Origin of the sequence: Actinosynnema sp. CS-041913, from assembly GCF_050942485.1 — a bacterium.
Classification (GTDB): Bacteria; Actinomycetota; Actinomycetes; order Mycobacteriales; family Pseudonocardiaceae; genus Actinosynnema.
The window spans coordinates 7,951,788-7,966,859 of the sequence record NZ_CP192037.1; the positions used below are offsets into that span (position 1 = coordinate 7,951,788).

Genomic DNA, 15,072 nt, shown 5'->3' on the forward strand with positions numbered 1-15,072 from the left:
GTTGGGAGTTCACCGTCGCCGCAGGAAGACGGAATCGTCTGAGCAGGAAGTTCGGGGCGGCTTCCTCCCGGGCAGCGTCGAGGTGGTCTCCAACTCCGCGCACAACGTCATGGGCAATGTCCTCCAGGCCAGGGACGTCACCGTTCAGGGCGACCTGATCATGTCCGGGGCGCCAGCGGGTAAGCGGCGTTCATCCCAGGGCGAGAAGGAAGCCCTCGGAAGGACCGTCGAGCGGCATCGTCGTCGCAATAGGGCAACCCGACCGCGGTTCATGGTCATGCACGCCGCAGTGCAAACCCTCGTGGGATGGCTGGCCACGGACTCGCGCCAGGTGCTTGTCGTCCACGGACGGGCAGGTTCGGGCAAGAGCAGTGTCGTAGCCGATGCCGTGACGGAACTGATCGAAGCTGGGTGGACGGCCGCAGTGGTCCGCATGGACGCGATCAAGCAGGTCTGCTCCTCCGCAGAGGAACTGGGCAGTTCCTGTGGCCTGCCGGAATCTCCCGTCGTGGTGGTCGACGAGACCGCCGGTGATTCACCGCGCGTGGTCGTGGTCGACCAGTTGGACGCGGTCAGCACCTACAGCGGTCGGATGCCGGACAGCTACGACGCAGTAGCCGAGATGCTGGACGAGGCGGAGCGTCATCCGCGAATGAAGATCGTGCTCGTGGTCAGAACGGTCGACCTCGAAGCCGATCCGCGCATGCGGTCGCTGCTGTCCGACGAGTCGCGGGTCGGCAGCATGGAGATCACCGGCCTTGAAGCGACTGCCGTGAAGGACGCCCTCCACGCCGGCGGTGTCGATGTCGTGTCGATCCAACCCTCTACCTTGGAACTGTTGCGCCTGCCGCTGCACCTCGCCGTGTTCAGCAGGCTGTCATCCGAGTCCCAGCGTTTGACGTACCGGACGCTGCCCGACCTGTACGAGCAGTTCACCACCCAGACCCGGCAAGCGGTCGAGGCAGAGCTGGGCAACTTGGAGTGGGCCACAATCACCAGCACCCTCGTGTCCTACATGAGCGATAACGAGGTGCTTCAAGTCCCTACAGCGGTACTCGACGAGGTGCCTCGCCGGCAGGTGTCGGCGCTGGCGTCCGCAGGCGTTCTTCTGGACGACACGGTCACCATCAGCTTCTGTCACGAGACCTACTTCGACTTCGTGTTCGCCAGGGCCTTCGTCGCTCGAGGAGAGAATCTGCACCGGTTCCTGGTGCGGTCCGGCCAGCACCTGTTTCGGCGAGCGCAGACCCGTCAGGTACTGGAACACCTTGCGGGCACCGACCGGCGGGCGTTTCGCGCGACCGTCGGCGAGCTGCTGACCAGTACCACCGTCCGGTCCCACCTCTTGGACGTGGTTGTCGGCGTGCTGGGACAGCTTGACGCCGATGGCGACGATTGGTCGGCACTCGAACCGCTGGCATTCGGTGATTCCCGGCGGAGCGGGAAGCTGACCGCGCTGTTGTCCTCGGCGCGGTGGTTCGACGCGGCAGACCAGGCAGCCCGCTGGGAGGTGATGCTCCGCGACCCCGACAGAGGTGGTGCAGCCAACCAGTTGGTCATCGCGGCCAGGGAACGGCCGGAGCGCGTCGCCGAACTCGTCCGTCCTTACATCGGTACCTCGCAGGAGTGGAACAACCGGCTGAGGTCGATGGTCGAATGGTCCCTCACCCCTGGGCTGGTGGACTTCACAGTGGAACTGGTCGAGCAGGGCCTGCTCGACCACGCCCGTGGTCCCATCGCGATCAACAGCGACTTCTGGAGCATCCTCTACGGCCTCAAGGACGACGAGCCGCGTGGAGCCGCACGCATCATCGGCGCCCACCTGCGCCGCGCACAGGTGCGCGCTCAGGAGGACGGCAGTCACGACCCGTTCGCCTCGGGACATCTCAGAAGCGGCTCCAGCGGCGGCGGCGCATCCACCATAATCGACATCGCCGAGGCCGCACCGGAGCAGTTCCTCGTCGAAGTCCTCCCGTTTCTCGTAGACGTCATCAAGGCCACCGGCTTCCACGACCATCCAGAAGGCCTGCTCGCCAGCCCGCGATGGAGCTATCGCGTCATCGACGTCAACCCGCAGATTGACAGCGCACTGTTCACCGGTGTCGAAAAAGCGTTGTGCGCCAACGCCTTCCGGATAATGACCGCCGACGACAACGTCGTCAGGACCCTCGCCCGCAGTGATCTGGAGGCACTGCGCTTCCTGGCATGCCGGGCGTACACAGCCGGCGCGGAACAAGCCGCCGACGAGGCAGTCGAATGGCTGCTGTCCGATCCCCGCAACTTGTGCCTGGGCTGGAGCGACAGCCCTCGGTGGGCCAGCCGTCAGCTCGTCGAAGCCGCATCACGCCACTGCGACGACGACCATCTGGTAGCACTGTGCCGAATGCTGCTCCAGTACTACCCACAGTGGGAGATCTCGGTGCAGGGCCGCTCCGCACACGGCTACAGCCAATACCAGTTGCTCACCGCCATCGCCGGAGAGCGACTCCTCCCGGACTGCGCACGCCGCATCACGGAACTCGAACGCCGCTTCCCCCACGACCGGCCTGCGGCGCCCAGGCCGCTGATGGCGCACTTCGTCGGGCCGCCCGTACCGGAGAAGGCATCCGGGTTCATGACCGACCAGGACTGGCTGCGGGCCATCGAGAAGTACCGCGACAACACCAGGAACTACTCCACGACTGCGGCGGTCGGAGGAGTTCTGGAGCTGGCGCGGATGCTCGGTCGCACAGCTCAAGCCGAGCCGGAGCGCTTCGCTCGCCTCGCCCTGACCTTCGACGCCGACATCCCCGCCCACCACATCGTCCACGTCGTCGAAGCGGTCGCCGGCAAGATCCCGACCCCGCTGCTGTCCGAACTCTGCGCCCACGCCTATCTCGTTGCGGGCCCGGCGACAGGCCGTGCCGTATGCCGCGCGGTCCAATCAAATCCGGGCACCATCGACGACGTTCTGCTGGGCCTTCTGGAGCACTATTCCCAGGACAGCGACCCCGAGCGTGAGACAGCACGTACCACGTCGCAATCCGGCCAGTGGTACTTCAACGGCGACCTTCACACCGCGGGCATGAACTGCACGAGAGGTGCAGTCGCCGAAGCGATCGGCCAGGTGCTCTTCGCCCGCCCCGAGCTCGGCGACCGCCTGCTGCCCACGGTGGCCCGGTTGGCCAACGACCCGATCATGGCCGTCCGCACACAGACCACCGAAGCCGTCCTCGCCCTGTTCAACACCCACATCGAGGAAGCGCTGAACCTCGCAGACCAACTGCTCAGCGAACCGAAGATCGACATATTCGACTCCCACCCGGCCACCAGGCTGCTGACCTACGCGACACTTCGCGCCCCACAGCGGTTCGCCCGACACCTCGCGCGCGCACTCGCAGGACCGGACCCGATCGCCGAACGCGCAGGGCACGTCTGGGCCAACGCCCTCGGTAGAGACCGCCTCGACTCCTCCATGCCCACCGATCCGGACATGCTCGCCGTCGCCGCCCGACGAGGTGCTGCGACCACCATGGCCAGCGCTCCCGAGATCAGACCCGATCTCGTGACACGCTTCTTCAACGACAGCGACCCAACCGTCCGCGAGGCCGCAGCTGCTGCCGTCACCTCACTCGACCAAACCGACGCAACCACCACGCAGGCCCTCGTCTCGGCATTCACCACAAGCACGGCATTCACCGACCACTTCGCCCACCTGTTCCGCGCCTTGGACGACAGCCTGGCACTACTGCCGGAAGTGATCGTCGACGCCTGCGAACGAGCGATCGACATCGCCGGTGGAGAGCTGGGCGACATCAGGACCGCAACCGCCGCAGTCAGCCACGACATGGTCGCCATCGTGCTCAGGCTCTACCGCCAGAGCCATGACGATGTCCGCGGCCGATGCCTGGACGTCATCGACCGCATGTCCGACCTCAACGCCTCCGGGCTGTCTGGCGACTTCACATGGGAGCGCTAGTATCCGCGAACTTGCCCGGATGCCCCTTGGTGATCGAGTCTATCCCGTGATCTTGGGACAGTCCCACCGGCTCCGCCCGGGAAGCGGGCAGCGTTCCACTCGCTCGCACCGCGCCCAGCCACTGAGGGCGTCCGTCATCCATCAGGTGAATGGCGAGGAAGCCGACGCCGCCCTCCTGATCGTCCCCGACGACCGCCGCGCCGACGACCTTGTCAACGCTTGGACCTCTGGTGAACACAACGACGAGGTAGCCGAGAGCCTCCGTGTCCTCCACTTGCACCCCGACGCTGGGGCCCGCCTCGAGGTGCATGAACATGCCGGGTCCTCTCCGGCGCCGCCTTGAAGGCGACAACGACGTACTCGCCGCTCGAGGTGCCGTAGATCAGGCAGGTGCGGCGTTCGCACACCTTGGACCCACTACCCAGCCAAGGCTGCGTGACAAGCCACTGGGCGGACGTGTGTGAGACATTCAGCGCCTGACACGGTTCCACCAGGTCCACACGCGGCGTGGCCAGAACGCGCGAAGTGGGCGTTTCGGGATCGCGCTGTCACAGCACCAGAGGTTTTCGGCGCGGTACACACCGAGCGTGAGGACGGTCAGAAGGCCGTTGAGGAAGTCCTCCGCCTCCTTCCTGGCGAGCAACCGCTGCTCATGCCACCAGTACGCCCGCCAGTCGCGTTCGTCCCACATGACCTGTTTACTGCCGAACCGCTGACTGGCGTGCCTTGAACCGGCCAGTCGGCGCTTGCGGCGGTAGACGTTCCCGCCGAGCAGACCCAGCACAGCTCCGACCAGCAGCACGTGCGCCGTCCGCAATATCTGCCGTTGCATTCCGTCCCTCGTCTCGACCGGGCCAGCGGCCTCCGCCACGGATGGTGGGGCGAGGGCCGTGTCGCCGGTACCGTCGCTCTCCCGCGCTCACTCGGACCGGCCTGGTTCCTCAGGCGCTTTGGCGTCGGTGTCCGATACTTCTGTCCGCCTGCGCGCTTCCGCCTGTACGGCGACGTCGTCGCACGCCGTCCATCGGTTCCAGTCCGGGCGCTCCGGTGGGCCGGGGATCGTCATCACGGTTGTCCACGTCATGCGGCCGTCCTGCGTCTGGTCGAAGTATGTGTCTTCGGTCGTTTCTGGAACGGGTGGTCGTGGCCACGCCACGGGTGGTTCCTGGTGGGCCCTGGTGGGCGTATTTCCGCGCCCGCTTCGACCAGTACAGAGCGGATGGTGAGCGCGGACAGACGATGCTTGATCCCGAGTGACCGCAGGCTGACCATCGTCCCGTCGTCGTGTCCGTGTTCGTACACCGTGCGCAGTTCTTTGCCCGCCTCGAGGCGAGCGGGACAGCCTGCTCGGTGTCTGCGTATCGCGTCGCGGATCGTCTCGTCAGGAGTGGCGGCGCAGACAGATTCGCACGGCCCGGCCGTCGCCGTCACCGGTGTGCCGAATCGCCTGAAGACCTTTCGCACGGTCGGTGCGGTCGTTCCATGCATTCTGGCGAACCGTCGGAGCGGCGTACCGAACTGGCGTTCCTGTGCCCACTGGCAACAGAGTTGCCGTTCGATCTCGACACGGAGCGGATGGTCTTCGGGAAGTCGAAGCACATCCGTGTACTGAAAGATCCTCACTCGCACACGCGGAACGAACCGCACCGGTTCCCGCGTGGACATGGCCCGAGTCACCAGGTTGAGGTCGAGTCGGATCACCCGTTCCCCATCGGGACGTTTCTGTTTAGCCAATTTCTGTCTCCGACGAGTGGCACCTCAGTGAGTACGGGGGCCGGTTCGTGATTGGTCGAGCGGTCATGTACTGGGAGCGATCACCACAACGAAGGGCGAACTCATGGCCGGAAAGGCTGCCCGGCGCACATCCCGACGGTGGTGATTCGGAGCACATCAAAGTCCACCACGTCCGCCCGGTGCCGACGTGGTGGACTCCACGGTGCTTCGCGCGATGACGCGGGCCGCTCGGTGCCGAGTGCATCGCGGGGTAGACCTTCGGCGTGCCGTCGAACGGCAGACACTCCTGTTTGCCGACTTCCAACGCAGGAAGTTGTTCGGTCGGCGAGCGCGCGATCGTTGCCTGTGCACGTCGCTCACGTTCCCTAATCAGCAGGACGTGATTCCAGTCATCCCGCTCCCATCGAAGCCGGTGCCTGCGGTACAGCACCACGAAAGCCGCACCGATGAACACCAGCACGAGAACGAAACCGCCACCCACCCACAGAACTGTCCGGGAATAAATGACGTGGTTCATGGCTTATCGGGATCCGGCGTGCCAGCGAACACCGACCGCAGAAACTTCTCGAAAGTATCGTAATCGATGACTTTGCCCTTGACCTCGCTCGGGTTCACCCACCACAGCGCGGTCGCCTGACCGGGAAGCCTCGCTGGAGGCACAAGAACCAGCGACCGGGGCTTCAGAAGCTTGACTCCACCGGCTTCGTCGCCGAATCCGTCACTCGGCTGTTCCCATCCGGTGGTGGTGAAGAAATAGGCACGGTCGGTGTCACGACGGAACACGACAGGGGTGCGGTTCCTGCGGAACCCGGTGGACCTCCGCACCTTCACCGCGACGGCACCACGCATCTCGATCACGTCGAATCGGCCACCCGTCACGACCAGGATCGTGGGCATGACCACCTGGCGTGGCTGCCACCATCGCGTGATCTGGTTCAGCTCCGTCGTGGCGAAATCACGAGGGATGATCGGGGCCAGCTCGGCGGTCGGCTTGCGGGTGGTGCCGTTGTGCCACTCCCAGTTCCGGCCGTTCCACGTCGAACCGCCGACCACCGGCCACCCCAGAGCCGCATACGACAACGCAGCATCGAGGGGTGCTCGCTCCGCTCGCTCGGCCGGCGTTAGTACCCGTTTTCCCTGGCCTACCATGTTGGGCCTCGCGCTTCCGTCTCTCACCGGTAGGGCGAGCCGGTGACCAACTCCCACGAGGAAGTGACGCACCCAGGTTTTCCATTGGCGCGGACTCTGAGTCCGTCAAGGGGCTGGCCACCGGCTACCCCTGGGTCCGTTCCTTGTCGGGGAGGGATCGGCCCATGGGGCCCTGGCCTGCAAACTTGCGGGCCAGGCGATCACCACGGAACCCCGTGGGACCGATGTGGAAAAGGGTGTGGGACGTGCTCCCACGCCTGGCCGTGTCACCCGTTCGTGCAGGTGGCTACGCTGGACGGTGGCGCGGGCATACTGTCGGACCGAGCGGGGTGCTCATGGCACGTCAGCCGAGCGAGATCATGGAAGTCCACCGCCGAGTCGGAGCAGCCTTGGCGGAATATCTCAACGAATCGCCGCTTACACAAGGCGATTTGGCCCGCGAGACCAGTTACCACCGTACATCTATTGCCCACATCATTGCTGGCCGCCAGTTCCCGGATCGCAACTTCTGGGAAAAGGCAGACCGCACCCTGGACGCTGGAGGTGATTTGGTCGCAAAGTACGACATGGCACGCAATCACGAGGATGAACTGAAACAGAAGGAACTTGACCGTCAGCGTGCGGTACGTCTGACACGAACCAAGGGACTGGCTCTACCGAAACTTGAGATAGATGCCTCCGATCCGCAGGCGACTTCGTTTTACGCCACGGCTGAACCGATCGGAGAGGAATACATTGAGTACCTACGCGATGAGATACGGACTTTCGTCCGCCTAGATCAGCAGTACGGCGGAGATGCTGCATCACCGGTGATCCTGCAAGCCTATAAACAGATGCGCCATCGAGTCAGCACGAGTGAGATACGCGACAACCTGCGGCGAGATGTGTATTCTGCCTTGTCAGAAGTGGCAGAGGTCGCAGGCTGGAGCCTGTACGACTCAAAGCAAATGGACACACTGACCGGCCGCATCAACCACGAATCACTCAGTTTCGCCCGACTTGCCGGCGACAGGAACATGGAACTATTTGTTCTACAAAATATGGCGATGCATGCCGAAACGTTGAGGCGGCCGCAAGAGTCAATCAATATTGCCCACGCGGTCATCGAAGGCAATCGCTTGTCGCCGCGCCTTGAAGTGTTGTTCCGACTACGCCTGGCATACTCATATGGACTGCTAAGGGCCGAGAGCAGGTCGACCGATGAGTTGAAGCGCGCCGCAGTTCTATTCGAGGACGGCGTACGTGACGACGATCCACACTGGGCGTGGTGGATCAATAGTGGTCAATTTTCATGGTTCGAGGGGGCCGTTCGCCTCAAGCTTGGCAAGACCACCGAGTCCGTGGACTACTTCGAGTCTTCGGCAAACGAATCTCCTGAACCTCGCATGAGCTTCATTTACAAGCTGTGGGCCATATACGGCTATGCAGTCAACGGTTCATGGGCTAGCGCCGAACAGGCCCTCCAAAGCCTGATCGGCGATGTCGGGGTTTTCCATTCACGTATGGCGACGACCCGGTTGGCCGCAGCCCTTGATCTAATCAGCAAAGGGAACGCACCGAGCTCGCTCAAGGATCTTGCCCTATCAGTCCGGTCGAACTTGGCTGCAAGTACCTGATGTGAACCGGATCAGGCCACCGCGCCAGCAATCCGGGCGATATGGGTTGACCGAACACGGCAGCATCCACCTACGATTCGGACACCTTGCGACGCCCACGTTCGAGCATAACCGGGCGAGTACGCAAACGATCCTACCCACGATCGGTGCATAGGATCCCAGCCTTCGCCGCTATTCGGATACGCGACGATCGGCTTTCTGCTGACCTCTTTGGCGATGGTGACTGCACCGGCCACATCGGCTGGTGCGCAGCAATTCACCCCGACTGCTACGACTTCGTCCACACCGGCCGCCACGGCAAACGCTTCGGTCAATGGTTGTCCGGCGCGTGTGGTGGTTCCAATGGTGTTATAGGTAAGCCACGCCCGGACACCGGTTCCGGAAATGAGTGATAGCAGCGCTTCAGCTTCATCCATATCGGGTACCGTTTCCAGCGCCAGCACGTCGGCTCCCGCATCGGCCAGTACTTCCATCCGGGGGCGGTGCCAGGCCGCCAACTCGGCCACACTGAGGCCGTAGCGGCCCCTGTATTCGGAGCCATCGGCCAGCGCAGCTCCGTACGGCCCGACCGATGCGGCTACCCATCGGGCGCGGCCATCGTGAGCCAGTTCGGCCCGCGCGGCGTCAGCCAACTTGACGCTGCGCCGCATGAGTCGGGCCGCGTCCGCCCGGTCGATACCGCGCGCCGCGAATCCGGGGAACGAGGCTTGGTAGCTGGCTGTCGTCGCGATCGACGCACCAGCTCGGTAGAACGCCAGGTGCGCCGCCGTGATTTCGTCCGGTGCATCGACCAGCAGCCGGGCGGACCACAGAGCATCGGACAGATCGTGACCGCGCGACTCAAGCTCAGTAGCAAGACCACCGTCCAACACGAGCGGGCCGGAGGCGTTCAGCATGTCCACGCGCCCGAGCGTAGGACGGCCAAGGCTTCTTAGTTGCTCACGTGCTCAGCCCGGTGACGGGTGAGCAAGCGGCCTTTCGCTCACCCACCCTGCGCCAGCCACGGTGCGAGTCCGCCCGCGGCGCGGCAGGCGGCCTGTGGTCGGGGTCGGATCAGGCGGAAACGACCAAGCGGACGAACCGCTTGTCGATGATCTGCCCGTCCGTCAGGTCTTTGTCGGGGGTGCCGGCGGGGTAGGCGGTGATGACGGGTTGTGCCGTGCGGTCGTGGTCCCAGGCTCGGATTCCGGCGCACAGCCGTTCCGCGAGGTGTTCGCCTGCGGGGCCGTGGCCGGTGGCGCCGAGTTCGAAGCGGCGTTCGGTGGCGTCGGGTGCTGGTCGGCGCAGGGTGAGGTAGGCCAGCGAGTCGCCTTGGACCAGGGCGGGGCTGCTGTAGGTGAAGGCCGGGGCGCACAGTCGGGCCTCGACGGCGGCCTGGGTGGCGGCGAAGCGGCAGGTGCCGGGTTCGACGCCGGTCAGGCGTGGCCAGATGAGGTCGGTGGACTCCATCGGCACGACCGAGGCACCGGACCACACAGTGGTCGCGGGCTGCGTGAGGATCCCGTGCAGGGTTTCGGGATCGATGGGCTGGTCAGGGTCGAAGTGCAGGTCGACGTCGTCGGCGATACGGGCCTTGCGTTCGCCGTCCTGGCCGTCGCCGAGCATGGGGATGAAGCCGCACAGTTGGCTGTCGGTGGCGCGCAGCACGCCGTTGTCCTGCTTGACGAACGCGACGCTGCGGGCTTGGCCGCGCCAGTGCAGCGGCACCACCAGGCGCCCGCCGGGGGCGAGCTGGTTCAACCACGCGGGCGGCAGGTCCCACGGACCGACGGTGACGATGATCCGGTCGTAGGGGGCCCGGTCTTGGTGGCCGAGCGCGCCGTCGCCGGTGACGACGTGCACCTGGTCGTAGCCGGTGGCGTCGAGGGCGAGGCGGGCGTGGGTGGTGACGTCGGGGTGGATGTCGATGGTGGTGACGTGGCCGGTGTCGCCGATGATGTCGGCCAGCAGTGCGGCGTTATAGCCGGTGCCGGCACCGATCTCCAGGACGCGGTGCCCGGGTCGGGCGTCGAGTTGGCCGAGCATCATGGCCACGACGGTGGGCACGGAGATGCAGCTGGCGGGCCGGCCGCCGGGTTCGCCGGGCTTGATGGTGATGGACCTGTTGGCGTAGGCGTCATGCAGGGTGGCGTCGGGCACGAACAGGTGCCGCGGCACGGTGCGCAGCGCGTGCTCGATGGCGGCCGGGAGCTGGTGTCCGGCGTCGGCGATGTGGTCGACCATGCGGTCGCGCAGCTCGTCCGGTGAGAAGTCGGTGTCAGGGGGCGTGGCGGTCATTTATGTCCTTCCATGTCCAGGGGCTCAGAGGTCTGTGGTGCCGGTGGGGTGATGAGCAGGCAGGCGTCCCACCGGAACGCGGGCGCGGTGGCCGCGTCGCGGGTCAGGGCGATGCCTGCGGTGCCTTCGAGGAGGCCGTCGCCGGGGACCGGTCGGCGGCCGTACAGGTGGTGTGCGAAGCGGGTGTGCAGCCGCAGGCGTTGGGCGGCCAGTTCGCTGTCGGGGCTGGCGTCGGCGGCGGTGCGCCGGAGGGTCTGGACGAGTCCGGCCCAGCCGTGGCAGAGGGAGGCGTCGTCGAGCAGGGCGAGCTGGTGGTCGTCGGTGACGCAGGCGGTCAACGCGTTCTCGGCGGCGCGCTGCCGGCGTCGGTCGCCCAGCGCCAGGGCAGCGAGCTGTTGGGCGCGGGCGAGTCCGGGGGTTCCGTAGCACCATGACGGTCGCTGCGGTCCGTGCTGGTCGACCGAGCCGGTGCGGAACTCCGACGGACGGATCGTGCCGGGCCACCACGGCCGGGTTGCGGTGCCGCACCGCCACCGGTCCAGCCAGCGACAGATCCGGTCGATCGCCTCGGCCTGTCCCGGCACGGTGGTGCCGTCGATCATTGCGAGTGCCAGTAGCGCCAGCGGGCCGGCGATGCCGTGGACGATCCCGAGGTTGGCGTGGCCGCCGGGCCACTGCGGCGAGAGGCGGTCGGCGGGTTCGTTGTGGGTCCACCAGCCGGGGAGTTGTTCGCCGTCGATGGTCACGGGCTCGGTGGCCAGCCGCACCAGGTAGCTCAGCACCTCCCGCAGGAGCACGTCGGCACTGCCGTGCAGTAGGTAGGCGCCGAGGCCGGTCATTCCGTTGATCAGGTCGAACTCGCGCAGTCGGGGCGTCAGGCCCTGTTCGATGCGCTGGCGGGCGGCGTCCAGGCGCTGGCGGACGAGTGCGGCGATGTGGCGGTCGAGGGTGTCGATCGCGGCGGCGTAGGAGGGTCGGTCTGCGGCGCGCAGGACGAACGCGACCGCCGGGGCACCCCGGAACAGGCAGGCGTCGGAGTGCGCGGTGACCGGGCCGCGGGTCATCGTCGCGATCCATCGGTGGGCGGTGGTCCACGTGCCCTGGCCCGCGTGGGCGCGGGCCAGGTGCAGCAACGCGATCCCGGCTGCCCCGAAGGACAGGGATTGCCCCCAGTCGGGCGAGGGATCGTACTCCGGTGGCACCGTCGGCGGGCCGGGCGGATCGTCGCAGCTCATCGTCTGCCGCCGTCACGGGGTCGGCGGGCTCGGCGGGCGAGTGCGGCGTGCCGGGCCAGGCGGCGGCAGGTGTGTTCGCTGGCGGGGTCGATGCCGATGGTCCGGTTGTGGTGCATGTGCAGCAGCGATTCCAGGACGACGTCGTTGTCCGCGTCGGACGGCAGTTGCACGCGATAGGCGGCCAGCGCGTCCGTCCGGGACCGCCACGCCTGCTCGACCGGCTCGGCCCAGCCTGGTAGGCGGCTCAGCGCATCTGGATCATTGGCCAGTCGGATCGCTTCGTCGGTCACCGTGCGGTCGACCGCGGGAGTGGTGCGGACGGGGTGGTCGGTCAGCCAGTCGGTGGCGTCGATGGGGTCGCCGAGGAAACCTTCGACGATGTCCACCATGCCTGCGACGGCCAGCGCTGTGGGATGTGCCGCCGTGGCGGGCAGTTCCCGCAGCATGGCGGCGACCAGAAGGGAGTCGGCGGCGAAGACGTCCTCGGCGGCGGCCAGCGTCGCGCCATGCCCGTAGCGGCCGACTTCCGGGTGGTAGGTGTCGAGCACCAGCCGTCCGATCACTTCTGCCTGCCGCATCCGCTGCGTCCACTTCCCGAGCGCGTTGGTGCACGCAGCGTAGTGGTCGGGGGTGGTGCGCAGACGCAGCCGGAGGTGGTGGGTCTCATGCGGGTTGTGGTAGCGCAGGAACCACCAGTTCTGGTCGATGTCGAGTTCTGCCAGCAGCAGCGGCAGGTGCCGGGCGATGATGTCGTTCATTCGCTCCGGGTGGGTGTGGATCTTCGCCGTGAGCCAGTCGGCGTCCGGGGCGCCGGGTAGGTGCCCGTGGGTGTTGCCCACCTCGGGCAGCGTGCCGCGCAGCGGGTTGGGTGCGGGCGGGCGTGTGGTGACCAGCGGTAGTGCGATCTCGTGGGCGTGGTGGTCGATCCAGCCGTAGTCGGCGGCGAGGGTGGCCTCGTAGAGGATGGCCTGGCCGTGTCGGGTGAGGTGGGTGTGCAGCAGGGTGGCGTGGGCTGGTTCGTCGAGGGTGAGGCGCAGGGTGCGGTCCGCGTCGCGCAGCTCGACCACGTCGGGGCATCCCCACAGCTGCCGCCACGTGTCCAGCGACTTCCGCCGGTCGTCGTTATCGGCGGGACCGGTCGGCAGGTCGGCGGTGGTCAGCCGCCACTGCGCCAGCGACAGCACGGTGCGGCGGTAGCGCACCCTCGGCAACATTGGCAGGTTCGCGTGTGGTCCCCAGTCGAACTGGTACCAGGCCGCGCTGAACGCGCGCGGCAGCTCAGCCAGGAATCGCGCCAGCGGCGAGGGCTGCTTGTCCAGCGCGAGCGCGTGGAACACCTGCGGCTCGACCACCCGGCGGCGGCATCGGCTGACCAGGTGCAGCCGGTCCCGGGTCGCGGTGACGGCCAGGTCCTCGACTGTGATCAGCGTCGAGGAATCGCCCGGCGCGCGGTGTTCCCCCAGTGGGATCACGTGGTCGAGGTAGGCCGGGACGCGGCAGACGTTCTCGGCGGGCGCGTACTTCGGGCCGAAGCTCAGCTGGGCGCGCAGCGCGCCCTCGGTCGCGGCGGGCAGCGTCCGGTAGACCTCCGCGAGGCCGGAGCCTGTGGCCATCGGAGTGAAGCGGCTGGTCAGCGTTCCGGCTGAGCGGGCGGGCGCGACGGTGAGGGTGAACTCGCCGCGTTCCATCGCAGACACACTGGTGGCGTGGACGCGGGCGGACAGCTCCACGTGCGGCGGGATGAACCGGTCGTCGAAGTCCTCGTCGGTCAGTTCGGTGACGTCGTCGTCGGTCAGCACGATCTCGCGGGTTCCGTCGGCCATCGCCCGCCAGGCCAGCGCCGCCAGCCGCTCGTCGCGCGGCGCGGCCCCTGGGACCGGCGTGGTCAGCAGGCTGCCCTCGTAGCGGGCCGGGTAGCCCAGGCCGGCGTCCGGGAGGACGACGTCGAGCAGCGGTACCAGCGTGCCGGTGCCGTACCGGTCGACGAACGCGGCGTGGTAGTCCCGCCAGACCTGGGTACCGGTCGGATGCCTGGTGGTGCGCAGCAGCGCCGAGGCAGCGAGTTCCATCTCCCGCGCGACGTCGGTGGGCACGCGGACGTCGCAGTCCAGCAGCAGGTCCGCCGCCAAGGGCGTGCGGCCCACCGGGGACAGCCTTCGCATGCGGTTCGAAAGCGTGGTGCGCAGGCGCTGCTGCTCGACGAGCGGGGTCGCCTGGTCGTTGTGGTGACGAAGCTCGGCCAGGACGACGTTGAGTTCGTCGAGCGGGGCCGATATATCCGGCAGGGCGTCGGCGTCGGCGGCGTGCAACCGGGCCATCAGGTGGGCGAACGGGTCGGTGACGGTGAACGGCGCGCGTAGGCAGGTCAGCAGGTGGCCCTGCCGCACCAGTTCGGTGAGGGTGTCGAGGACTCTGCGTCGGTCGGCGGCGAAGTCCTCGGCGAGCTTGTCGACCAGCACGCCGAACCGGATCGGCATCGCTGCCATGTCGCGGACGGCGGCGACCACGCTGGTGTGCCGGATCGCCACCCGGTTCGCGCCGTGCGGGACTTCCAAGCGGTCACCGCGCCGCACGGCGAGGTCGTTGACGGTCACGTCCAGGCGTTCCAGCAGCTCGGGAACGGCTTCGGCGCGGGCGGTGATGTCGGCCAGCCACTCGGTGTTCACTCGCACAGTTGCTCGATGGTCTTCGCCCCACTGCGCGCGGGTCGTGTCGGCTATCCCCGCTGAAGCCACGCCCGCGAACAGGCCGAACGGCGTGGGCCGGCCGATGCCGCGCAGCGCATACCGGGCGGTGGACAGGGTCGCGCCGCGGACCTGCTTGTCTGGCATCGCGTGTCCGCGCCGGATGGCGTCGACGCGGTCGGCCAGCGACGGGCTGGCCTGCCGGACCGCCTCGGCCAGGCCGGGCCGGGACCACATCCGGTCCAGCCACGACCGGCACCCCGGGATGTCGGTCGGGTCGGGCCACCGGTCGGGCGCGTCGGTCAGCGGCGCCGCCGCTGACCGCAACAGCGCGACGCCCGTGTGCCGGTACAGCGGCTTTCTCCCAACGGGAATCATCCGTTCCTCCAGGCTGTGCGGTGCGCGAGGGAAGCCAGGGG

General features: G+C 67.1%; 9 protein-coding genes. 2 read left to right on the plus strand and 7 right to left on the minus strand.

All coding sequences use genetic code 11. The annotated features are described in order from the left end of the window. Positions 1–82 precede the first annotated feature (82 nt). The gene (locus ACQPZF_RS35800) at positions 83–3,958 is read left to right on the plus strand and encodes a hypothetical protein (protein WP_433264695.1); all 3,876 of its coding nucleotides are present in this window, start codon (positions 83–85) and stop codon (positions 3,956–3,958) included. Here the strand turns inward: ACQPZF_RS35800 and ACQPZF_RS35805 are convergent. The 3 genes from ACQPZF_RS35805 to ACQPZF_RS35815 form a co-directional block, all read right to left on the minus strand. Continuing rightward, positions 3,942–4,274, minus strand: a complete 333-nt coding sequence (locus tag ACQPZF_RS35805) for a hypothetical protein (RefSeq protein WP_433264697.1) — start codon at positions 4,272–4,274, stop codon at positions 3,942–3,944. The two genes, ACQPZF_RS35800 and ACQPZF_RS35805, sit on opposite strands and share 17 nt — an antisense overlap. 153 nt (positions 4,275–4,427) lie before the next feature. Continuing rightward, a complete protein-coding gene (locus ACQPZF_RS35810; protein WP_433264699.1) occupies positions 4,428–4,790 on the minus strand; it encodes a hypothetical protein in 363 nt (120 codons plus the stop codon). Between the two features lie 1,415 nt (positions 4,791–6,205). Next, complete coding sequence (locus tag ACQPZF_RS35815) at positions 6,206–6,841, minus strand: bifunctional DNA primase/polymerase (RefSeq protein ID WP_433264701.1); 636 nt, start codon at positions 6,839–6,841, stop codon at positions 6,206–6,208. A 335-nt stretch (positions 6,842–7,176) separates the two neighbouring features. Here ACQPZF_RS35815 and ACQPZF_RS35820 point away from each other — a divergent pair, with 335 nt between their 5' ends. Continuing rightward, on the plus strand, positions 7,177–8,457 hold the full coding sequence (locus tag ACQPZF_RS35820; RefSeq protein ID WP_433264703.1) for a helix-turn-helix domain-containing protein: 1,281 nt from the start codon (positions 7,177–7,179) through the stop codon (positions 8,455–8,457). 11 nt (positions 8,458–8,468) lie between these two features. Here ACQPZF_RS35820 and mmuM read toward each other — a convergent pair whose 3' ends face one another. The 4 genes from mmuM to ACQPZF_RS35840 all read right to left on the minus strand — a co-directional run bounded on the left by mmuM (position 8,469) and on the right by ACQPZF_RS35840 (position 15,031). Then, positions 8,469–9,353 carry a homocysteine S-methyltransferase gene (gene mmuM / locus ACQPZF_RS35825; RefSeq protein ID WP_433274863.1) on the minus strand — a complete coding sequence of 295 codons (885 nt, stop codon included), beginning with the start codon at positions 9,351–9,353 and terminating at the stop codon, positions 8,469–8,471. A gap of 157 nt (positions 9,354–9,510) precedes the next feature. Beyond that, the gene (gene fxlM, locus ACQPZF_RS35830; protein ID WP_433264704.1) at positions 9,511–10,734 is read right to left on the minus strand and encodes a methyltransferase, FxLD system; all 1,224 of its coding nucleotides are present in this window, start codon (positions 10,732–10,734) and stop codon (positions 9,511–9,513) included. Then, positions 10,731–11,969: a lanthionine synthetase C family protein gene (locus tag ACQPZF_RS35835; protein ID WP_433264706.1), complete on the minus strand. Its 1,239-nt coding sequence runs from the start codon at positions 11,967–11,969 to the stop codon at positions 10,731–10,733. Before ACQPZF_RS35835 ends, fxlM begins: the two co-directional genes overlap by 4 nt. Then, complete coding sequence (locus ACQPZF_RS35840; protein ID WP_433264708.1) at positions 11,966–15,031, minus strand: lantibiotic dehydratase; 3,066 nt, start codon at positions 15,029–15,031, stop codon at positions 11,966–11,968. The genes ACQPZF_RS35835 and ACQPZF_RS35840 overlap by 4 nt, the downstream gene beginning before the upstream one ends. Between the last annotated feature and the right edge of the window lie 41 nt (positions 15,032–15,072).

What these genes read in the sequence shown, in the direction of transcription:
- ACQPZF_RS35805 (WP_433264697.1), bottom strand. Translation starts at nt 4,274, where the DNA reads ATGTTCATGCACCTCGAGGCGGGCCCCAGCGTCGGGGTGCAAGTGGAG.
- ACQPZF_RS35810 (WP_433264699.1), bottom strand. Translation starts at nt 4,790, where the DNA reads ATGCAACGGCAGATATTGCGGACGGCGCACGTGCTGCTGGTCGGAGCT.
- ACQPZF_RS35815 (WP_433264701.1), bottom strand. Translation starts at nt 6,841, where the DNA reads ATGGTAGGCCAGGGAAAACGGGTACTAACGCCGGCCGAGCGAGCGGAG.
- ACQPZF_RS35820 (WP_433264703.1), top strand. Translation starts at nt 7,177, where the DNA reads ATGGCACGTCAGCCGAGCGAGATCATGGAAGTCCACCGCCGAGTCGGA.
- mmuM (WP_433274863.1), bottom strand. Translation starts at nt 9,353, where the DNA reads ATGCTGAACGCCTCCGGCCCGCTCGTGTTGGACGGTGGTCTTGCTACT.
- fxlM (WP_433264704.1), bottom strand. Translation starts at nt 10,734, where the DNA reads ATGACCGCCACGCCCCCTGACACCGACTTCTCACCGGACGAGCTGCGC.
- ACQPZF_RS35835 (WP_433264706.1), bottom strand. Translation starts at nt 11,969, where the DNA reads ATGAGCTGCGACGATCCGCCCGGCCCGCCGACGGTGCCACCGGAGTAC.
- ACQPZF_RS35840 (WP_433264708.1), bottom strand. Translation starts at nt 15,031, where the DNA reads ATGATTCCCGTTGGGAGAAAGCCGCTGTACCGGCACACGGGCGTCGCG.